Source organism: Planctomycetaceae bacterium, from assembly GCA_041398825.1.
Taxonomy (GTDB): domain Bacteria; phylum Planctomycetota; class Planctomycetia; order Planctomycetales; family Planctomycetaceae; genus F1-80-MAGs062.
The window spans coordinates 881,785-901,821 of the sequence record JAWKTX010000001.1; the positions used below are offsets into that span (position 1 = coordinate 881,785).

Here is a 20,037-nt window from a genome sequence, read left to right on the forward strand (position 1 = left end):
CCCTGATGGACACGCTGTCTGTCGTCGTCGAATCAGGGATTAGAGTCAACAGAGATCAATCCGACGTATGCTCTGATACCCGTCCAGAACCCTGATTCGGGTGTCGAATATACTGATTGGTACGGGCCAATCCTGCTTCTCGGCTGGAGCAGGCGAATATGCAACTGATGTGGCTTCTGGCGGGCCGTGTTGATGACCCTAACTGATCTGCGGACGTTCTCGCCGGGAAATGGGGCGACGAGAATGCACTGCCGTACTTCTTTCAAAATAAGCGAATCGCAAGTTTGCCCCGCCTGGTTAGCGGCAATCTGTCGGCCTCGTCCTCCAACCCCATCAACTTCGGGGGTTACGAAGGTTTCGACGACAATCAGGACGTTTTCGAGGGATTGGCCAATTCCCAACGACCGGGGTTCGTCGAGGATTCGTTCATCCGGCTGGATATCGGTGGCGTTGGGTTGAGCTATGAGCTATTCGGGACTGCGGAACGCCGGTTCCTGATCCACGCTTCCCGATTACAGTTCGTGACATCGTGACATCGCCGGAACAATGGCTGGGTTACAACTTACCTGGCCACCGGCGGTGGCTATTTCAGTACAAAGTATCTGGCGGGCCGAGATGGTGTCTTCGGCAACGCGGACGACCTGATTACGAATGCAAGACTGGAATATGGCCCTGGATGATCCAGCGGAAGTGATCTTTGATATCGATTTTGCCCTGCGTCCCGATGATACGATTTACGGTCCGGGAGACATGGTTGAAGCTCATCTGACATCGACGGACATCGGTGCTGCTCAGACGCCGCCCGGTAACCGACTCTCAACGCTTGTACCGCACGCACTGGGGACAGGTTCGTCGATTAAGGATCGGTTTACGACTGTCACCAATCAGTTGCGTTACACGCCGTTTCCGCATCAGCTGGGTCCGAATCTGATCAGCGATGGTGGGACCGGCGATGGATGGTCCACGCTATTGGGAATGGTCGGCCGGACTCCGACGGTGATGGACTTCTGGAATTTCCACCACGGTTCGGTGCAGTCGCACCCTGCTCTGCCGAAGATCCGTATCGACCGGTCGTGCGCCTATTCCTGACAACAGAAGTCGGAGACCGCCGAGCACTGCTGGGAAAACTTCTGCCGCTGAGCTTGAATCATCTTCTGGATCTGGACATGACCCCAAAATCAACACTGTGCCCCGGTTTCGTTCGTTGACCGAGCACCGCTGGGCAAATAGACAGCGATTCCACCAGCACGTTTTCCACTCACAACCATTCCTGTGACGGGGAACTGCTGCTGGCGATGCGGCTCGGGCGAACTATCCTCCGAAAACTCTCGCAGATCGTGAATTCTGGCACGGCGTGATCGCCAACAGATGGCTCGCGATATTTACGTGCTGCTGTATACGCTTGGGAAGCCGCAGCTGACTGGAAGTAACGTTTTCAACTACACCGGTGACAAGCAACTCCGTACGAGCTCTTTACACAGACGATCAACTTCGCAGAATGGCCCAGTTTGCTGTGAGCATGGTGGATGCCATGGATCCGGATGAGGTGATTACGTTTGAACACGACAAGAACCTTTGGAGACGGATGGCAGCTTGATGACGATCCGTATACCGAGTTGGCCGGCGAAACGATGGGTGCATCCGGAATTTCGTCAAACGGTATGTACAACGAAGATTCACCAAACCGGGGTGTTGTTTACGGAGTGGAAGCTCGCAAGCAGCTCGCCTTTCAGAGCCGCTTGCCCTGTACAGTGAGCAGGTGGATCCGGGGGATGACCTGGTTGAAACCGTCTACAACGACGAGACCGCGACTCGATTGATGCTTCAGCTTGAACTGAAGAACATGCTTCCATCCACGGTGCCACTCGCGCTGCCGGAAGTCGGGACCACCAACAAAGAATATGCGATCTGGCGATTCCTTCGAGTGGATAGAGAAGGATCCAGCGGATCCGCAGGATGATACGCCAAACTACGAACTGAGCATCATGACGGGCAACGCAGACATCCCGGGAGGGGGAATGTTCACGATTGCAGTTGAGGAAAGGGGTTCGCCCAATGACACGAATCCGCTTGGGTTCGGGACAGCAGATCTGTACGTCGACCACGACAACGATAACGCGTTCAGTTTGATTGCTCCGGACATCGGGGCTCAGACAGCGACCATTATTCCGGGAGATACCCCGACTCCGCAATGCAACCTGGATACGGTTCACACAACGCATCAGAACCGATTCCTGGCGAACGGGACGGCCAGCGGCGGACAGTTCCTTCAGGGAGTGGTGGGATTCTTTTCCGCTGTTCCTCCGGTACCGAAGGACTGGCGATGGTAACGATGACTATGGATTCACTGGGATTGGCCCATCCGGAGGTTTCGAAATCGTCCTGCAAAGGCGACTGAATCCGAACCTGCCGAACGTCCCTCTCTGGAGAATCCGTTTGTCGAAGTGGACAGAATTAAAGTTCCATTGCAGACTTCGTTGATGTCTCCGAATGACACCCACGACCGACCTGGACGCGATCGCGAGCATTGAACGTATTGAGCCCCTGGATTCCACACGGGCAACAACAAAATGACCATGCCGGCGTTACGGCGACGGACCGTCGACGAAAAACACAATTGGTGTACACCAATGATGCCACGGCATCACAGAGCCGCAAGCGTATTCAATTTGTGGCAGCCTCATTTCGATCGGGATTTTGCTTCTCCGGCTGAGTTGCTTCAGGTGCCTGTCATCCCACCTCGCTTGCTGACAGCTCGACTGGAACGCATGCGTTATCCCGGTACCAGCAGGTCTTCCCCCAGTTTCTCACCAGCACCTGTCAGCGGTACTCCCGATCCTAAATGGATTAGTTCGGCTGAATCGATGTTTATGGTTCCGGACTTTCCGGTGACCACGGGAACCGTCAACGACAATCGGTGTATCTGCCTGCTTCAGTTCAGAAGTACCAAGCCGACTCAATCGTATGCTTGGCAGTTATGTGAATTTGAAACGGACGCCGGGCAAGATGAATCTGAACGGCATTCGGCATCCTGAAGTGTACGCCGGACTGCTGGATACTGTCCTGGCAGAATTGCCGCCGGAACGAAATCCGAATCTGCCGCTCAGCGGGACAAATCCATTTGATAACGACAATCGCTATCTGCCGTACATGAACGACAATACGCCGGCATCCGCAACCATGACCATCAACGGTCCTGGTGGTCCCAACACCGTCGGTTTCAGAGACCGGTGGTTTGAACTGAGCGATGCAAAAGTGACGGCGTCGTTTCGTCTTATGATCCCTTGCAGGGCAGGCCAGACGGCGTTTTGGGTACCGGGCACTCCTGCTGCGTCACTGTTCCAGCCGTTTGATACACACGCATGCAGTCTGTGGGAGCAGGGAATGGGGATAATGCCGTGGATCGCACCATCTTCAGAACCTCTGTTGAGGATGTATCTGATGGCAATAAACAACACCAATCGAAACTGGCTGGAAACAGGGACAGCGAACTATCATCAGGATCCGGATTCGGTCTCTGCAACAGCGAACGGAATGCAGCGTCACCATTTGCTTTCCAAGATCCTGAATAACACCACGACGACCAGTAATTGTTTTATCGTTTATGCGACGGTCGGTTACTGAAGCCTATGAAGACCCGAGCGGCCTATTCGAATTGGTGGTCGGCTTGACCTGGATGGCGACACCGTGACCAACGGCGTTTCGGACGACACGACCACGGGCTGGGAACGACGGTCGATCTTCATTATCGATCGTACCGAGGCGTATACTGTTTGATCCGGCAAGTGGTAGCTCTGACCGCGCGCCGCCTGATCAATACCGGGGGTTGACTCCGCATCCGGCGAAGGCCAAGTCATCGCGCCCGTCAGGTGGCAGGAATCGAAACCCTTCATTTCTTCGCGGAATGAAGGGTTTTTAATGGGATGTCTGCATCCGGAATTAACGCGTGGGGGCTTGACGTTTGCAATGCTGATTGTCTGTTTCGCCCTGGAATTGGCAATTCTGCATTTGTCTGCTTGCCTGGAAACTGCGATTGTCGATGAGACAAAGCATCGGGTAACAATCGCGCTGATCTGATGCTAAGGCACGGCACCGTTGAGCTGATTGGGTTTCAGCCCGAGTGGTTTGGTTTGTCCCCGAATGCACCGGCCTGAAGATTATGGCGTCATCGCCAACACAACGATTCACAGCCCTCGGCAGGCTGTCCCTTCGACGCAACCTGCGTGCGATGAATGTGGACGGGATTTCGTTCAGCATCATGGTTGGCATGAGCGAAACGTACCTCCCTGCATTTGTTCTGGCTCCGTGGATGGGCGAATTAACTGCTGCAATGATCGCGACGGTTCCCATTTTGCTGGGCAGTGGCCTTCAGCTGGTCAGCGCCATTGTTGCTGCGAGAATAGGATCTTACCGCCTTTGTCGTTGGGATGGCAACTCTGCAGGCCGTCAGCATGATTGCACTGCTGGTCATGGCCCTGGCATGAGAAATGTGGCTGCGTGGGCTGTTTATTCCTACACAATCTATTGGGCATCAGACCGCGACGGGTCCCGCCTGGAATACATGGGTCGAACAGATTGTACCTCATCAGATTCGCCCCGGTTTCTTCGCGATACGCAGTCGAATGTGTCATATTGGTGTTCTGACGGGATTAATCACTGGTGGACTGATTCTGCGGATGTCTGGTGGAAACCGACTACACCATCCGGATCTTTGCAATCCTGTTCGGTATTGGTTCCATTGGGCGATTCATTTCTGCCTTGTCGCTTGGTCGACAGTCCGATGGACATGACACAACGAGGTTGGCGAACAGAATTTCGAACGGCCGCGAGACGGCGTGCGGACAATCGATCGATTGCAACGATGTTTCGGTCGCTTCGATATCCCGGTGACATCGGTCGATTCGTGTTCTTCCTGATGGCAGTTCAGACTGCGGTTCATATTTCCGGCCGTACTTTACCCCCTTCATACGGAAGTCCATGAAGATGGATTGGGTCGAGTACATGCTGCTGTTGTCTCTGGGATTCGTCGGAAAGATGATCTCATTGCCGTGGGCAGCTCGAATTGCCAACCGTTTTGGAGCGGACCGGCTTCTGTGGATCGGTGGGTTCCTGGAATTGTACCAATTAGTGCGTTCTGGATGCTGAATCAGTCGGTTTGGTTTCTTGGGTGCATCCAGACCGAGCGGCATGGTCTGGGGGTGTTACGAACTGGCCATGTTGCTTCAGTTTTTCCGTCAAATCCCCAGTGATCGGCGGGTCGGCATATTAACTCTGTACAATCTGGGTAACTCAGCGGCGATGGTTCTTCTGGGGCAATCTTTGGGGCATTCATCCTGGAAGTGGTTTGGCGGAACACGCGATGCCTACCTTTCCGTTTTTGTCGGTTCATCGCTGCTTCGGCTGGTTGCCATGTTCCCCATGCCGGGACGGCGTGTTGCGGTCCATTCTACTCGACTGGCCCCGAACAGCTGGATCAGTCGAACGGTTGCTGTTCGCCAATGGCTGGAACCATAGAACGCCCCATTTCAGCGATTGATGAGTGTGACGATTCATCGCGCCCTGCAAATTCGCCCGCAGAAATGGACAGTGGCGAAACTTCCGTGCGCGGGCCCACATAATGCTGCTGATGCCGGCATGACGGATGTGCGATTGCGACAGTCTGCTTGCCTTTGACGCAGCCCGGTAACAATACACCAGCATTGGTTCGCACCGTTGCCGATTTGGTTGTGTTCGGGCTTGTATACCTGGGAAGCTCGCTCGGTGCCGTGGGCCAGGCTGAACGTTTTTTCAATTCAGGGGAAGCTCAATGAGGGTGCGACGCGCATTTTGTATGGGGTTGGCATTGACTCTGGCTGGCCTGTTTTCCGGGCGGGGAGCGATGGCTGCAGATTCGGTTCATGAATTTACTGAAATCTATCGACGGCAAGCGGACGTCGATATGTCGCAGTACAAGGGTAAAGTACTGATGATCGTGAACGTCGCCAGCAAGTGCGGTGCGACGCCTCAGTACGAACAACTCAGCGCTGAATGAGAAGTATGGAGAAAAGGGCCTCGTGGTTCTTGGGTTTCCGTGCAATCAGTTTGGTATGCAGGAGCCTGGAACCGCTGAAGAAATTAAATCCTTTTGTTCCAGTACTTACGATGTCACATTTCCCTTGTTCACCAAGATCAACGTCAAAGGTGATGATCAGGCCCCATTTACAAGTACCTGACCGTAAACATGCGGAAGATACGGCTGCTGTGGGCTGGAACTTTGGAGAGTTTATCGTCGGCAAGGATGGCAAGGTCGCTGGTCGATTCAAGACTCGCACATCTCCTGATGCACCTGCCGTTGTGAAATTGCTGAAAGTGAACTGGCGAAATAACGTCTGGAAGCCCGTTGAAATACGGGACTAGGTCCAGCGGGAGACCTTGAGACACGACGGTTGACTGCGGTGCAGCATGTCTGTTCCGATTTTTTAACGGGAGAGCAAACGGGCTGACTCAGAATTGGTACGTTTCTTCGCGAGTGTAATTGACGTGATTCAGTTGATATCATGGTCAGGAGCCCGGCGGCTTCCGTCGGGCTTCACTCTTTTCCGGCAGAGCAGTTTTTCTTTTTGCTTCGATCATCCCTATGTCGCTGCTGGAGCCTGGTCAATTCGACTTTCACGTACGCCTCCCTACCCTGCTTCTTGACAATATCACGCTGCATATTGAACGCGGAGAACGTATTGGCCTGGCGGGTCGAAATGTGGGGCGGGGAAATCAACGCTCATGAAGATCATTGCCGGGCGAATTATTCCGGATGATGGCGTTGTTGATGTGCAGCCGGATGTGGTCATCACGCAATTGAATCAGGAAGTTCCGGACGGGGAAGACAAACAGCCTTCGAAGTTGCGGCCGAAGGTTTCGGCAACATGGCGTTGTTGTTGCAGGGTATCGCTGATTGATGAATGTGATGGCGAATTAGGAAACCTTTCCGCAGATGGATCAGAAAGTCTACGAGGAATTCAGTCATCAGATTGCAGATGCTGAGCTTTGTCCGCCGGCGATGAACTGGAAGGGTTGTTGACGGGAAATGTCGCTCCCCCTTTGACACACCGTTTGCTTCATTGTCGGCCGGGATGAAGCTGCCGCGTTCTGTTGGCACTGCGATGATTCGTAAGCCGGATATCCTGCTCCTGGATGAGCCAACAACAAACCATCTGGACATCGACCGATCCTCTTGGCTTCAGGATTACCTGTCGCGTTTCAGCGGTACGCTGATTTTCGTTACGCACGATCGGGTTTTTCTGCAGGAACTGGCAAATCGAATTATTGAAGTCGATCGCGGGCGGTTGTTCGACTGGACGTGCGACTACCAGACGTTCCTGGTGAGAGAGATCAGTTGCTGGCTGCGAACAGGTCGAACAACGCAGTTCGACAAGAAGCTGGCAGAGGAAGAGCGCTTAGTTCGTCGGGGAATCAAAGCCCGCCGGACTCATGGCGGGCGTACCGGGCTCTGAAAAGAATAGAGCGGCGACGAGCCCGCCGTGAAAAGACAGGTGTGGCCAAAATGCAGATTCAGGAGGCCGAACGATCCGGAGCTGGTGGCGCGTCTGGAAGCGTGTCGCAGGGTTTCGGCGAGCATAAAGTCATTGATGATTTCAGCACAACAGTATTCCGTGGGGACCGTGTGGGTATTATCGGTCCGAATGGTGCCGGCAAGTCGACGCTGCTGCGAGATTCTGCTCGGCCAACTTTTCGCCGACGTCCGGAAAAGTTAAGCTGGGGACCAATCTTTCCGTGGCCTATTTCGATCCGCTGCAGAGATCAGCAATTGACGAAAAGTCTGCAGAAGAACGTTGGCGACGGGACTGACTTTCTGCTGATCAATGGCAACAAGCGGCACGTGGTGGGAGTATCTGCAGGATTTTTCTGTTCTCTCCGGAACGAGCTCAAACACTGGCGGTTCCTGTCGGGGGAACGCAATCGTTTATTGCTTGCGAAAATGATGTCAAAGCCAGCCAACGTTCTGGTGCTGGACGAACCAACGAACGATCTGGATGCAGAGACCACCGGAATTGCTCGAAGAAATGTTGCCTGAGTTCAGCGGTACCATTTTCTCGTCAGCCACGATCGATGCGTTTCTGAATAACATTGTGACCAGCACCATCGTATTTGAAGGGGACTCACAGCTGCGTGAATATGATGGCGGATACGATGACTGGATTCAGCCACAACGAGGCGGTTCGATCTGCCAATCGGTCAGATAACATGAAAGACAAGTCTGCCAAACCGCCCAATGTGACCTCAGTTGCTGCCGTGAGTTCTGAGACGACTGTTGTTGCGAATGCGGACTTCCGGCGGCAACGCCGGTCGCGGCAATGGCTTCTTCAGATACAGTTCGACTGTGAAGAAACTGAGCTACAAAGAACAGCGTGAACTCGACGAATTACCCGATCGGATTTCGGCGGCTTCGAAGCGGAACAAAGCAATTAGCTGAGCAGCTTGCTGACCCTTTAATCTATCGGGGCAACAGTTCAAAGGCGGCTGAGATTGGCACGCGCATGCAGAAAGTGGAAGAAGACCTGCTGCACTGCCTCGAACGCTGGAACTGCTGGAATCCGTGAGTCGGTAAAAAGTAACTGTCTTTGCTGCTGACAACCGAAAACCAGGCCCTGGTACGCGGTGCGGGCGATGAACCTTATGGCTCAGTACACTTAATCCTTCCGCGGGGCAGGATGCTTGGCGCAGCAGAAATTCTGTGTCTTCGACTGTGTCCAACTGCTGGGGGCTGCCATTGAATGGAGCCACGGTGTCTGTACTCTGCAATGGATTGCCGGACGCGTTTCGGAACTCCATCGCTGGCAGAGGACGTTCCCGTCGAACTACCAGCGGTGCGCACCGGAGGCCGTTCTTTGCCGATGCTGCGAATGTGATATTCGAAGAAGCGGCGCAGCTGCCGGTGATGTGACGGGGTTGGTCGCATTTTGCGGTGCCAGTGTTGCGGGAATCCTTCCGGGCCGACAGCCAGGGCTTCCGTCGAGATTCAATGGTGCAGTCCTGAGTTGCTGAACTGCAGGCGGTTCAAACAGAGAACTAAAGGCTCAGCAGTTGCTTCCGATCGTCACGGGATTTCTCTGCTGAAACGGCCCGTGAGTCTGCTGGAACGATTCTTGGCTGCCGTGCAATCGCCATCAGTTCTCCCGCTTCGTTGTGGCAATACACCGTCCATCTGCTGAGCCACCTGAATGATCCGTTCGGTTCATCACGGACAGCACGCGACATCAAGCTTGCGTACAACGAAACTTCAAACAGATTTCGATCCATCAACGAATTAGTCCCTGAGGTCAGTACTTTGGCGAACGTTGATAGGCCAAGTGAAGAAAACGAAACAAGAACGTCTACTTTTTGAGTGACGACCTGGGTTCCGTCGACCGCTGGAGAGAGTAATTTCTGAACCAGATGAGAGCCAGCCTGCAATGGTTTGGGCAGAAGTGGGTTGTGATGGCTTCCATCACAAATGAAGACGCACTGATTATAATCGCGGTAGAGAATATCACGGTCCTTCGGAACCATCCGCCACTTGCGAGCTTCCGTATTCCATATGCCCTGTTTGCCACATTTCAAATCGAGAGATTCCCATGACTCGCCAGGTGCTGACGGCCACGTCGGATGCTGAAGAGAATTACCGATAAATTGGCACATCCACGGAATACTGAGTCGAGGCTTTCGAACTGATTGCACTTCTCGATGACCTGTTCAGCACGTTCACGGTTTCGGTGTCATTCCTCGCAACGGAATACCTGCGATTGCCTGGTTCTGTGCCGTTCCTGAAGAATCGCCCTGAGAGAGGATTCTGAACCCGGCACGGATCGCAAAGGTCTTCCAGTTCGGAACCGGCATGCGCGGGGCTTAGCAGACCACTCATCGTGCATGCTGCGACCAGCAGATGCAGTTTGAGCGCTTTGTAGCGCAGGTACGAGCAACGCATACCGTTCCCCCAATCGCCGGCAAAGAGTTCAATGGCCATTCCTCAACGGCTCTCCAGAAACACAATTTGCGGCGTGCTGCAGAATGAGTGAATTGAAATAATCGAATGGCAGGGCATTAAGCCGCTGAGAAAACAGCCGGGCAGAGGATCGGCGAATGCAGTTACGGCCCCCACAATCCGTCGCTGATCACCCCGGACTAACTTATCGGTAGTGGATGCCGGAGTTGGTCAGTCGAATCGTTCAGACCGGTACCGTCGTTACATGTTTGCATCACCTGATTGACCAACTCTGCTGGTCCGTATCCGGGATGTCCGGAAAACCTGACTCCGGTCCTGCGGAAATTTACAGGAAGGTGCGTATCCGTTCTCTCACTGGTCTGCTCAGCGGCAGCATCGCCGATTCATGCAGTAACGCGTGACATCCAGTTTCTCGACGTAGCATTTGTCGAGGCAGATGAGCTTGTCGCTTTATCATCGATAGAAGTCCGCGTAATGTTCGGTGCACGGAGACAGTCGACAACGAGCAACCTGCCAAGTACTACGGAGCAGAACGCAAACAATAAAGCGCAGTTCGCATGGGAATCCCTTCCGGCGAATAGACTCTGCCGGGGCGTTTCCCTGACAGATGGTAGCCACGGCACAGACGATGACGTGGCCGATTCTGGCCGGTCTTTTCGATACAGTACCAGCACTCTCGAGCCGTTCAGAGATCGAATCGTATTCGCGACGATCAGTTCTTCAGGCGGAATGACACCAGATGACGCCTGCTGGGGCGTTTGCCGAGCACTGTCGTGATATCCGATTCAGTCGCTAAATCTGTTGTGTTTCGCGAACAAGGTGGTTGCGATGCTTCGGCATTATCTGCCGAAGATGATTATCATGACGGGTGCCGCAGTCGTGGTGGCAGCTTGCATTTTCAGACATGTCGAAGGAGTTCTGCACGGCAGATCGTCGTCGTATCCTGTTTCTTTGCCTGGGTAATTTCTTGCCGCAGTCAAATGGCCGAAGGTTCCTTCGTCATCTGTATTCAGACCGGTTCGAAGCTTTGTCTGCGGGAGCGAGACAGCGGGCTACGTGCATCCAAAAAGCGATTGCAGCCATGGCTGAACTGGGGATCGATATCGGTTCCCAGGAAAGCAAGTCGATCCAATGAGTTCCTTCTGCACACGGACAATTGCCGGACGTCATCATCGGCGTGTGCTCGACTGCAGACGAGAACTGCTTGATTTTCCGGCGAATGTCGAACGCTGGGCTACGTGATCTCGATGACCCCTTTCATGCAGGGACCGAAGAACAGAGAGGATGCGGAATTCCGTCGAGTGCGAGATGAAATCCGTCTTCGCATTGAAAAAGTTCGGTGCGGAGAAAGCCGACTGACAGACTCATCGGCGTCGGTTAATGGAAACCTCATCGCCTGTTGGTGGATTCTTTCTGATTCAAAAGTGGCTGCATGACTTTTGCTACCCTGCCCCTGAGCTATTGCACCAATGTTCATCCCGGTCGAGCTGTTGCCGAGGTCATTAGCGGGTTGATCGAACACACGGCAGATGTCCGTCGTCGTGTTGATTTTCCGATGGCTGGGGCTGTGGTTGTCGACCGTGTTGCGGACGAGCTTTCCGGTGACCAGGCGCTGGAGCGTCTGGCTCAGACTCTATGGCAGCATGATCTGTGCTGCTACACCACGAATACTTTTCCATTTGGTGACTTTCACAGCGAACGTGTCAGGAGCAGGTCTATCTGCCGGATTGGTCCTCGCCGGACCGTGTTCGCTACACTCAACAATGTGCAGCCCTTCTGGCACAATTGCTGCCGGCCAGCGAAGGAAGTCTTTCCACGGTTCCGTTGGCGGGGCGGATGATCCAGGGCATCGGTTTTCTGGATGCCTGCTGGAACAACCTGATCAGGTACCTTGTACCTCCGGCAGATCCATGAAACAACGGGCCGAAAGATCCGTCTGGCGATCGAGCCGGAACCGTTTTGTGAAATGGATCGAACGCTCGAAACGACTTTGCCATTGTTCGAACAATTGTTTGCGGTTGCTGAGGCTGCGGGACATGGATCTCAGCTGGTACCTGAGTACATCAGTCTGTGTTTTGACGTCTGTCATGGGCGGTGGTTTTCGAAGACGTGGCCAATTCAATCGGGCTGGTGATCAGGCGGGTATTCGAATTAACAAAGTACACATTACCAATGCAGTGGAGTTGCTGGATCCGGCGAACAATGTCGCGGGACGCGATGCTCTGTGTCAATTCGTTGAACCTCGATACTTGCATCAGACTTACGCTCAAACGGCGTCTGGTCAGGTTGTTTTTCGAGAAGATCTCAAGAGGGAAGACATTCTTCGTGTACCACCGGATAGTTCATGCAGGCCCGTTCCTGGCGAGTTCATTTCACGTGCCAATTTTTGCCGGTCGATCGGGCCATTGTCAACGACGCGACCAGTCTGATCGCCGCAGCTTGAATCGAGTCCGCAGAACGTTACGCGCTTCTTCAAGTCGAAACCTATACGTGGCCTGTTATGCCAAACGCCTCTCCGGATAGGCCCCCGAAACGATTAGTGAACGCATTGCGAACGAGTTGATATCCAGCAGAACTGCTGTCAGACTATTGAATGCAGATCATTTTGAGGCAGAGGGGGACTTGTTGCCTGCCGCGAGTTGTGCTTTGATGGCCACGGCAAGCCTTTTTGTCTCTTGATCATTCTGTAACCACGACTCGAGCATCAAGAAGGCAGATTGGCAGTTCTGTTGTTCAGCCTTTGATAAGCATTCTGTCTGGCTTTGAGCTTGGTTGTTTTTCTGTCGAAGAGACAACATGCGAGCTGTATTGAGCAACAGGCTGATTGGGAGGAGAAGCTTTGCGAAGCTGTTTGTCATGGTATTCTTGCAGGACTTGCCTAACCAAACGCCTCATGGTGATTCTATGTCTTTCGTGCTCATTCCGTCATCTCAGCATTTGTCGTTCTGTTGATTTCCAGCCCTTGCCGTCCCGGCCGGGGCATTTCAGCCGCCGGCTGACTTCAATCGCGACATTCGGCCGATCCTGTCAGACAAGTGTCTTACCTGCCATGGACCTGATGAAGCAACGCTGAGGGAGGAAACCTGGAGGCTGGATGACGGCACACGCTTCTCCGGTGGCGTACGATCCACACCGTGCCGGGCAAATCTGCGGAAAGCGAACTTTATCAGCGGATCTCTGCGATGACCCTGACATCGCGATGCCGCTGCGGAATTCGGCCAAACAACCCAACGACTGTGCAAAAGAGCTGATTCGACGCTGGATTGATCAGGGAGGAGAATGGGAGACGCATTGGGCCTACGCTGCCGTCGTGAAACATGTGCCTCCCGAAATCGCCGGGCAGAACAATCCCATCGATCAGTTCATTCGCTCGCCGCTTGCGGAGAACGGAATTGGCTGGGCGTCAGAAGCTCGACGTGTCACGTTGATTCGACGGATCTATTTTGATCTGATTGGTCTTCCACCTTCGTGGCAACAGGTTCAGTCTTTCGTGAATGATGGATCCCCGAACGCCTGGGAGAAGGTCGTGGACGAACTGTTGCAGTCTCACTTCGGTAGTCTTGCTGTTACTGGCTGGACGTGGTTCGCTTCGCCGACAGCAACGGCTACCACTCGGATGAACCTCGAAAATAGCCCCCCTACCGCGACTATGTGATTCACTCGTTCAATTCCAACAAACCATTCGATCAGTTTGGTATTGAGCAACTTGCCGGTGAGCCTGTTGCCGAATCCTTTAACGGAGCAAATGGTTACATCTGGTTTCAACATGCTGCTGCAGACAACGAGTGAAGGTGGCGGGCAGCCGAAGAATATATTGCCAAGTATGCAGCGGACCGGGTTCGTAACACTTCGCAGATTTTCTTGGAACGACCATGGGGTGTGCCGAATGCCACAATCACAAGTATGACCCGATAACGATCAGGGACTTTTTACAGCTTTGCGGCGGCATTTCTTTGCCGACATTGAGCAACCCCGCCATCGGGAACCCGCAACATTCCCCGTGATGACGGATGATGATGGAATTCGACTTCAACAGCTGAACGATGAATTAGCGAGACTAAATTCGGAATACAGACGGTCCACACCGGAACTGACGGCTGCTCAGGAAGCATGGGAGGCAGCTGCTGTTGTGACAGTCCTCAAGACACCCGTTCTTTCTGAATGGGAAACGATCGGGCCATTCACGTCAAGACTTCGATGACGCTTATGCAGCCAGATTTCTGAATCCAGCGGAGATCGATACGACTGCTCCGGTCAACGGTTTGAAATGGGAGTCCGGCAGGAAGTTCGACGATGGTAAAGTCCAATATGGCGGAAGCACCTCCACTATTTTTCACGCGCGTTGATGACGAGCAATGGCACAACCAGCGAGTTTCCACCAGATCGGATTGATGCCTATCGACGTCTGGCTGAACTGGCAGAAAGTCGATTTACGAACGAACCAACCGCACTGTCGCCGCCAGTCAGGATCGCGAGCGGCCACTGTGGGTTTGCCAGAAAGCGCGGCATCTGTTGAAGTCCACCAGAATAGGCGAAGACGTAAATTCTATTTGAAACTTCTTTGTGGGAATTCCACAGGAATGTCTGCAGTTCTCGTGGTAACAAATCGCAGCGGACCGTACGAAGGAGCAGCAAGAAAAGCTGTCCGACTACTTCCGGTCAATCGCGCCGGAGACAGCTGCGTTCTACGCGAACAGATCGCAGGTATGACTGCCGGAAGAAGTCATTCGAAGACAATCTTCCCGGACCATGATGACCAAAACCTCAACGCCAGAAATTGGTCGGGTCTTAAATCGCGGCAAACTGGATGGACGACACAGGACCGATTGTGGAACCTGCTATTCCTTCATGGTTTGGAACCCTGCCATCGCCAGAGGGAAAGGCCGACTCGCCTTGAACTGGCCCAGTGGTTGTGGATCGAAGCAACCCGCTGACATCGCGGACGATGGTGAACCGTCTCTGGAAACTTTATTTCGGACAGGGACTCGCTTCCCCTCTGGATGATCTTGGCCGCCAGGGAACTCTGCCGACGCATCCGGAACTGCTTAGGCTGGATGGCAGCTGAGTTTATGGACAGCCACTGGGATCTGGAAACGCATGATCCGAACGCTGGTTACCTCAAACACGTATCGACAGTCGTCGCAGCTACGATCACATCCGTTCTGCAGACCCGTACAACCAACGCTACGCGGCGGTCACGGTTTCGGCTCGACAGAACTCATTACGCGACAACGCATTGAGCGTGAGCGGTCTGCTGATCGATGATGTCAGCGGACGCAGCGTATTCCCCGTATCAACCAGCAGGGTACTGGAGTCATTTGAATTTCCCGGTCCGGGAATGGCCCGGCGATTCCGGCGAACAACTGTACCGGCGCTGGATTATACACATGGTGGCAACGCATGTTTTTACACCCAGGCCTGCTGGCCTTTGACGCCCCCACGCGAGGAATGCACTGTCGAGAGACCTCGCTCGAATATTCCTCAGCAGGCTCTGGTCCTTCTGAATGATCCGACTTACGTCGAAGCCAGTACCGGTACTGCCGCCGAATTCTTCCAGGACACCCGTCAAAGGAATCGGACCCGGATTTGAGTTCAGCGGAATCAACTCACGCACCCGACCGCCTCAACTATGCGTACCGCGTTGCATTATCGAGAGATATCACGAAACGAGAAGAAGAGGTGCTGGCCGGCGTGTTGCATGGTGATATGAGATCTACAGTGCTCAGCCGGGATCTGGCAGATGGGATTCTTGCGGCGGGTCAGCCAGTCAGTCAAAATACAAGGTCGAGCTTTGCAACATGGACGTCTGTCACCAGAAACCTCTTCAATCTCAGTGAGTTCATTACTCGTCCCTGAACCTGTCATTACACATCATCTTCAAACGTCATCCTGTCCAAACCTTCACATTCATGAACAAGAGCCTGCTTACAAATCTGGTTTCCGTTGGGATGATTGCAGTTGGCTACGGCGATTTCAGTCCGGCACTCTGCCAGCCATTGGATACTTTGCAACTTCCGGAGCGATCACGAACTGTACCATCTACATGCTGTTCAGGCGTGTCCCCGGACTTTACGGTTCAGGAGTGATTCCCAATCGATTCGAAGGGATTCAAGACAGGATCCACCAACTGATCATGAGCAATTCTTCACCAGGAGGAATGTTGAGAACTTTTAATCAACAGGCAACGCAGGATGCGACGCATCTGGATCCCGAACCAATTCTGGCCGTGGTTGACTACGACCGATGTTTCAGAGACTTGTCGACGCAGTACTTTCATCTCCATTTGGCGGCATGCTCGGGATGGGCGGTGTGAAGGCAGCCCCGCAGCCTCAGGGAGCCATTCATCAACAATGTCAAGGAGGAAATCCGTGCGATGGTCGCCCAGCCTTCAAAGCTCTGACGTCCAGCCTTCAATCAGGAAGCCGCACGCAGGAAATCATTGAAAAAGTGGATTCAATTGTCATTCAACGGCTGAACGAGCTCACCCGGAAATGGTCAAGGAGATCATACAGGAAATGATCCGACAACGCAGCGGGTGTCGTTTACAGGGTGGCGTGACCGGGGGACTCATCCGGGCTGGCTCAGCCTGTTTCCAGCCGCCTGATTCCGCGGCCATTCAGGCGTCGTTTTCCCGGTTGAAACGGTGTGGCTTTTTTGCAACATCCTGCACCAACCCCATCCCTCAGGATAAAAAACCGGGCCATGGGGACTTTCGAAATCGGGACGGCAAACGGTATCTCAACGCGTGATTGAAGTCAGAGATTGTCTCGCCAGCGGACGGTGACGTCAGCAAACGAAATCCATCGACAATCGAATGTTCATCGTTCTACTGAGCGTCCTTGAAGTCACGCATTGCTCCATCGGCAAATTCGAAATCCATTCGGTCTCCTCTTCCGGATGCTGACCTCAGGTAAACGAGCAGCATATGCAGCCCTGGCGCACGAGGCCATTCGAATAGCATCTCGCCCGCTGGATGCCTTCTTGCCGGCAGGAGGCTCGAGCGTTCTGCTGAATAAGTCATCGGGCCAGCCTGTACTGCTTCTTGTGGGGGCACCACGCAGCGGCGCACGACACTGCTATCAGGTACTGAGTCGATACCTGGATGTGAGCTACTTCAGCAACCTGACCTCTTTTTTCCAGGTCACCCATTTCCGGATCACAAATGTTTGGCTGGCTGGCCCGGCAGCATCGAGCAGACTTCGATACTTCTACGGGCAGACCGCGGGTCTGAGTATTTAATGATGGATTTGCCATCTGGAATCAGTGGCTGGGTGACGATCGTTTCGCCGCAGACTGATTTGTCGAGCGATGAGCTTCAGTCGATGTGCCAGTTCTTCGACACCTGGACTGCGACCTTTGGAAAACCATTCTGAACAAGAACAACCGCAACACCAGCTGCCTGGACCAACTGTGCCTGGCGATCCCCAACGCACGTTGTATTGTTATTCGGCGGAATCCCGTTCTGGTTGCCCAGTCGCTGATTAAAGCACGCGAGAGCAGGTTAAGGATAAGAATGTTGGCTGGGGACTGAAGGCTCATGAAAATGCGGCATCAGAAGATCGGCTTGCTTACGTCGATGATGTCATGACCAGATTGTTCAGATCGAGCAAGAACTGGACGAACAACTGTCGCGAATCCCGTCAGACCGAGTTGTTGAAGTCACCTATGAAGGCTTTTGCGAAAACCCGATCGCTGCTTTGCGTGAAATTGTGTCACAGATACCGCAAGTCCGGCTGCGTGAAGATCTCATTGAAGCGGGAGTTAAAGCCTTTTCGAGTTTCAAGCGTGATTTCGCTCACGGTGATGAACATCGGCGAGTATTGAGGCGTTTGGAGCACTACGATGGGAGCTACGAGAGCACAGGACTGCTTCGAACTAGCTAACGGCTGGCCCCGAGCTCGACGCGCCGCATCCGCATCCGGAACCGTGACCGTCAGAGTCCGGCCAGAGTGCACTCCGGGAGAAATGCCGCAGGTAGAAAGGTCTCGTCGGCTTCCGTTGGTCCTACGACTCCGAGGATTCGAGCTGGCGGAGAAATCGACATGTCAGAATGCAGCTTCTTCAACGTCCCTGAGCAGCTCTGGAAACCAAAGGCGTCGAGTGGCAGGTTAGCAATTGTGTGGAGCCGTACAAGATCCGGAAATGTCTGGCCGCGTCTTCTCATGAATGATCTGCCGGTGTTTTTCAATCGTCTTGATACTGACGTGCAGTTCGGTCCCGATCGCTTATTCGTTTGACCAGCAGCAGAATTCGCTCCAGCACGAGTCGCTGACGATCTGTCAGCACTGGATAGTTTTGATTGTGGCATCCAGGCCATTGTCAACCATGCGTTTCGTCGATCGAAGACGCTTTCAGCCTGTTTCAGGGCCTCCACAATCTGCACGGAGCTGGACGAGAGCGACAGCACAGAAATCGCCCCTCGCTGCATCACGTGAACAGCCGTTTCCAGCATAGCATTCGACGACAGGTAGACACAGCTGATCGGCGAAGCCTCCACTCGCAGCTGCTCCTGAATTGCCAGTGTTTCTAACGCCGGATCGTCCAGTTCCATAACCAGAATACCGATGGCAGATGACCTGATGGCATCGAACAGATTCGATGTGCTCGCGATATGCGTGCAGGAAGCTTCGAACCTCCTTGCCGCCCATGAAACTTACAGCACTTTGGGCAGAATCCTTAATCAGATGGGTCGCAATTGCTGGACGGCTGGACGTCATTGATGAAAACTGTTTCCGTTGAAGCGAAGGGCGGAGCAGATGCAAGTCCTGAGATTATCTGTCGATGTCGCCCCGAATGCCCGGGCGATTTCCATACCTGATGCGGTTTTTCCCGGCATTATTTCAAACCATGCACGATCCCTTTACGCTCCTTATGCGCTGGTGGGCGGTACTTTCCACTCCCCGTCGCGCGAGAATTGAGGACCGGCAACTTCTGAACAGTGCTGATTAGCTTGACATGGGCCTGACGGATAATGAACATTGGGTCTGCGGTGCATTTCATGATCTTCCAGATTACAGAGTAACTGTGATCTCAATCTTCGCCCAGTCATTTGCGATCTTTTGCAGCAATTATCTATTTCCTCACCTCCCTCTCTGGTTGACTGTCACTGCACCGTCACTTTGCGGCTCTGGAACCGGGCTTTCCTTTTTTGAAGTTGTACGTTCACCGATTGTAACGGCATCCTGACAGCGAACGATGTGGCCGCCGGTCGGGATGGGCTGCTTGCCGTGACGTCGAGAAGGCCTGCTCATACGATGGCGAACACTGGCAGCTGATTAACCCAACCGAGCAGCTGGCGGTTTGGTCAGTGCAATTCACGCCGAACGGGTTGATCCTTGCCGGAATGACCAACGATTTTTCCGGCTACGTGCGAATCGATCCTTGCAGCGGAGTACCAGTTCGATCCGTTCGCAGCGCATTGCCGTAATAGATTCAGGTACCCACGGTGAACATATTCCAATTCTGGTCTCGATCGGTATGCTCTGGCATTCTGCTTTTCAAGAGTGGTGTCCGTATTTTGCCCGCCTGGAGATTTCAGAAAACGGACGCTCAGACAGCATCTTGTCGCGGCACCGGCAGAGGTGCGTCTTACGAAATCGTTGATGGCAGGGTGGCCACTGCGCAAACCGATCTTGGTCTTGCAAGTGTCACAGTCGATGGGTCAGAATCCTTGCGGCAACGGTGATCCACTACGAACTCTTTCATCGGGCTCACACGGAATTGGGCAGGGAGACGTCTTAGTGATGTGGAGCAGGCTTTGCGATGCCATAACGAATCGATTTATATTCTAGGATACGCCGGCCAGCCATCGCTGCAGTCACACAGTGAGTCAAGGAGGTCATCATTTCCAGGACCGATTTGCGCGTCCACAACTGAGAATGGCGTGTTCTTCAATGCCGATGCGCGAAATCAAAGAACTACATCGGTTGCGATTAATTGAAGTGTTGTTCCGCAAAGACCGCGGGTGTCGACAAGGGCAACGTGATGTGATTCCAATGCGTCAGCTGAGGCCGCTAGCTCAATCGATCTTCAAGGCCAAACTTCAGCATTTGCTGCGTCGG

General features: G+C 53.5%; 23 protein-coding genes and 2 pseudogenes. 21 read left to right on the top strand and 4 right to left on the bottom strand.

All coding sequences use genetic code 11. The features are described from left to right. Positions 1–651 precede the first annotated feature (651 nt). The 13 genes and pseudogenes from R3C20_03145 to R3C20_03205 all read left to right on the top strand — a co-directional run bounded on the left by R3C20_03145 (position 652) and on the right by R3C20_03205 (position 8,594). Entirely contained in the window at positions 652–1,089 is a 438-nt protein-coding gene (locus R3C20_03145) for a hypothetical protein (protein MEZ6039475.1), read from the top strand. 358 nt (positions 1,090–1,447) lie between these two features. After that, positions 1,448–1,597, top strand: a complete 150-nt coding sequence (locus R3C20_03150; protein MEZ6039476.1) for a hypothetical protein — start codon at positions 1,448–1,450, stop codon at positions 1,595–1,597. A gap of 162 nt (positions 1,598–1,759) precedes the next feature. After that, positions 1,760–1,960 carry a hypothetical protein gene (locus R3C20_03155; protein MEZ6039477.1) on the top strand — a complete coding sequence of 67 codons (201 nt, stop codon included), beginning with the start codon at positions 1,760–1,762 and terminating at the stop codon, positions 1,958–1,960. A gap of 25 nt (positions 1,961–1,985) precedes the next feature. Next, a complete protein-coding gene (locus R3C20_03160; GenBank protein ID MEZ6039478.1) occupies positions 1,986–2,330 on the top strand; it encodes a hypothetical protein in 345 nt (114 codons plus the stop codon). A gap of 676 nt (positions 2,331–3,006) precedes the next feature. Then, on the top strand, positions 3,007–3,624 hold the full coding sequence (locus R3C20_03165; protein MEZ6039479.1) for a hypothetical protein: 618 nt from the start codon (positions 3,007–3,009) through the stop codon (positions 3,622–3,624). Positions 3,625–4,120: 496 nt separating this feature from the next. Beyond that, positions 4,121–4,981: a hypothetical protein gene (locus R3C20_03170; protein ID MEZ6039480.1), complete on the top strand. Its 861-nt coding sequence runs from the start codon at positions 4,121–4,123 to the stop codon at positions 4,979–4,981. Positions 4,982–5,214: 233 nt separating this feature from the next. Then, entirely contained in the window at positions 5,215–5,514 is a 300-nt protein-coding gene (locus tag R3C20_03175; GenBank protein ID MEZ6039481.1) for a hypothetical protein, read from the top strand. Between the two features lie 424 nt (positions 5,515–5,938). Next, positions 5,939–6,396, top strand: a pseudogene (locus R3C20_03180) (glutathione peroxidase). Between the two features lie 360 nt (positions 6,397–6,756). Further along, complete coding sequence (locus R3C20_03185; GenBank protein ID MEZ6039482.1) at positions 6,757–7,017, top strand: hypothetical protein; 261 nt, start codon at positions 6,757–6,759, stop codon at positions 7,015–7,017. Positions 7,018–7,136: 119 nt separating this feature from the next. Then, complete coding sequence (locus R3C20_03190) at positions 7,137–7,487, top strand: hypothetical protein (protein MEZ6039483.1); 351 nt, start codon at positions 7,137–7,139, stop codon at positions 7,485–7,487. 50 nt (positions 7,488–7,537) lie between these two features. Beyond that, complete coding sequence (locus R3C20_03195; GenBank protein ID MEZ6039484.1) at positions 7,538–8,068, top strand: ATP-binding cassette domain-containing protein; 531 nt, start codon at positions 7,538–7,540, stop codon at positions 8,066–8,068. After that, a complete protein-coding gene (locus R3C20_03200) occupies positions 8,058–8,237 on the top strand; it encodes a hypothetical protein (protein MEZ6039485.1) in 180 nt (59 codons plus the stop codon). The genes R3C20_03195 and R3C20_03200 overlap by 11 nt, the downstream gene beginning before the upstream one ends. A 165-nt stretch (positions 8,238–8,402) precedes the next feature. Next, complete coding sequence (locus R3C20_03205; GenBank protein MEZ6039486.1) at positions 8,403–8,594, top strand: hypothetical protein; 192 nt, start codon at positions 8,403–8,405, stop codon at positions 8,592–8,594. 469 nt (positions 8,595–9,063) lie between these two features. On the opposite strand, the gene R3C20_03210 is transcribed toward R3C20_03205, so the two are convergent. Both R3C20_03210 and R3C20_03215 read right to left on the bottom strand, forming a co-directional pair. Continuing rightward, entirely contained in the window at positions 9,064–9,672 is a 609-nt protein-coding gene (locus tag R3C20_03210) for a hypothetical protein (GenBank protein ID MEZ6039487.1), read from the bottom strand. Beyond that, entirely contained in the window at positions 9,653–9,997 is a 345-nt protein-coding gene (locus R3C20_03215; protein ID MEZ6039488.1) for a hypothetical protein, read from the bottom strand. Before R3C20_03215 ends, R3C20_03210 begins: the two co-directional genes overlap by 20 nt. A 1,411-nt stretch (positions 9,998–11,408) precedes the next feature. Here R3C20_03215 and R3C20_03220 point away from each other — a divergent pair. Then, the gene (locus R3C20_03220) at positions 11,409–11,816 is read left to right on the top strand and encodes a hypothetical protein (GenBank protein MEZ6039489.1); all 408 of its coding nucleotides are present in this window, start codon (positions 11,409–11,411) and stop codon (positions 11,814–11,816) included. A gap of 760 nt (positions 11,817–12,576) precedes the next feature. On the opposite strand, the gene R3C20_03225 is transcribed toward R3C20_03220, so the two are convergent. Beyond that, complete coding sequence (locus R3C20_03225; protein MEZ6039490.1) at positions 12,577–12,834, bottom strand: hypothetical protein; 258 nt, start codon at positions 12,832–12,834, stop codon at positions 12,577–12,579. A gap of 236 nt (positions 12,835–13,070) precedes the next feature. Here R3C20_03225 and R3C20_03230 point away from each other — a divergent pair, with 236 nt between their 5' ends. From R3C20_03230 to R3C20_03255, 6 genes and pseudogenes are all read left to right on the top strand, one after another. Beyond that, positions 13,071–13,631: a DUF1549 domain-containing protein gene (locus tag R3C20_03230; protein ID MEZ6039491.1), complete on the top strand. Its 561-nt coding sequence runs from the start codon at positions 13,071–13,073 to the stop codon at positions 13,629–13,631. Beyond that, positions 13,628–13,765, top strand: a complete 138-nt coding sequence (locus tag R3C20_03235; GenBank protein ID MEZ6039492.1) for a hypothetical protein — start codon at positions 13,628–13,630, stop codon at positions 13,763–13,765. Before R3C20_03230 ends, R3C20_03235 begins: the two co-directional genes overlap by 4 nt. 211 nt (positions 13,766–13,976) lie before the next feature. Then, positions 13,977–14,177: a hypothetical protein gene (locus R3C20_03240; GenBank protein MEZ6039493.1), complete on the top strand. Its 201-nt coding sequence runs from the start codon at positions 13,977–13,979 to the stop codon at positions 14,175–14,177. A gap of 711 nt (positions 14,178–14,888) precedes the next feature. Then, positions 14,889–15,566: pseudogene (locus R3C20_03245) on the top strand (DUF1553 domain-containing protein). 1,262 nt (positions 15,567–16,828) lie between these two features. Next, positions 16,829–17,215, top strand: coding sequence for a hypothetical protein (locus R3C20_03250; protein MEZ6039494.1), 387 nt, complete (start codon positions 16,829–16,831; stop codon positions 17,213–17,215). Between the two features lie 2 nt (positions 17,216–17,217). Then, on the top strand, positions 17,218–17,349 hold the full coding sequence (locus tag R3C20_03255; protein ID MEZ6039495.1) for a hypothetical protein: 132 nt from the start codon (positions 17,218–17,220) through the stop codon (positions 17,347–17,349). Positions 17,350–17,909: 560 nt separating this feature from the next. On the opposite strand, the gene R3C20_03260 is transcribed toward R3C20_03255, so the two are convergent. After that, positions 17,910–18,527 carry a hypothetical protein gene (locus R3C20_03260; GenBank protein MEZ6039496.1) on the bottom strand — a complete coding sequence of 206 codons (618 nt, stop codon included), beginning with the start codon at positions 18,525–18,527 and terminating at the stop codon, positions 17,910–17,912. Positions 18,528–18,732: 205 nt separating this feature from the next. Between R3C20_03260 and R3C20_03265 the strand changes: the two genes are divergently transcribed. After that, positions 18,733–18,894, top strand: coding sequence for a hypothetical protein (locus R3C20_03265; GenBank protein MEZ6039497.1), 162 nt, complete (start codon positions 18,733–18,735; stop codon positions 18,892–18,894). The last annotated feature ends 1,143 nt before the right edge of the window (positions 18,895–20,037 follow it).

Coding starts and splice junctions, on each gene's coding strand:
- R3C20_03145 (MEZ6039475.1), top strand. CDS start 652: ATGCAAGACTGGAATATGGCCCTGGATGATCCAGCGGAAGTGATCTTT.
- R3C20_03160 (MEZ6039478.1), top strand. CDS start 1,986: ATGACGGGCAACGCAGACATCCCGGGAGGGGGAATGTTCACGATTGCA.
- R3C20_03165 (MEZ6039479.1), top strand. CDS start 3,007: ATGAATCTGAACGGCATTCGGCATCCTGAAGTGTACGCCGGACTGCTG.
- R3C20_03175 (MEZ6039481.1), top strand. CDS start 5,215: ATGTTGCTTCAGTTTTTCCGTCAAATCCCCAGTGATCGGCGGGTCGGC.
- R3C20_03185 (MEZ6039482.1), top strand. CDS start 6,757: ATGAAGATCATTGCCGGGCGAATTATTCCGGATGATGGCGTTGTTGAT.
- R3C20_03190 (MEZ6039483.1), top strand. CDS start 7,137: ATGATTCGTAAGCCGGATATCCTGCTCCTGGATGAGCCAACAACAAAC.
- R3C20_03195 (MEZ6039484.1), top strand. CDS start 7,538: ATGCAGATTCAGGAGGCCGAACGATCCGGAGCTGGTGGCGCGTCTGGA.
- R3C20_03200 (MEZ6039485.1), top strand. CDS start 8,058: ATGTTGCCTGAGTTCAGCGGTACCATTTTCTCGTCAGCCACGATCGAT.
- R3C20_03210 (MEZ6039487.1), bottom strand. CDS start 9,672: ATGTGCCAATTTATCGGTAATTCTCTTCAGCATCCGACGTGGCCGTCA.
- R3C20_03215 (MEZ6039488.1), bottom strand. CDS start 9,997: ATGGCCATTGAACTCTTTGCCGGCGATTGGGGGAACGGTATGCGTTGC.
- R3C20_03220 (MEZ6039489.1), top strand. CDS start 11,409: ATGACTTTTGCTACCCTGCCCCTGAGCTATTGCACCAATGTTCATCCC.
- R3C20_03225 (MEZ6039490.1), bottom strand. CDS start 12,834: ATGACAAACAGCTTCGCAAAGCTTCTCCTCCCAATCAGCCTGTTGCTC.
- R3C20_03230 (MEZ6039491.1), top strand. CDS start 13,071: ATGACGGCACACGCTTCTCCGGTGGCGTACGATCCACACCGTGCCGGG.
- R3C20_03255 (MEZ6039495.1), top strand. CDS start 17,218: ATGGATTTGCCATCTGGAATCAGTGGCTGGGTGACGATCGTTTCGCCG.
- R3C20_03260 (MEZ6039496.1), bottom strand. CDS start 18,527: ATGGAACTGGACGATCCGGCGTTAGAAACACTGGCAATTCAGGAGCAG.
- R3C20_03265 (MEZ6039497.1), top strand. CDS start 18,733: ATGCAAGTCCTGAGATTATCTGTCGATGTCGCCCCGAATGCCCGGGCG.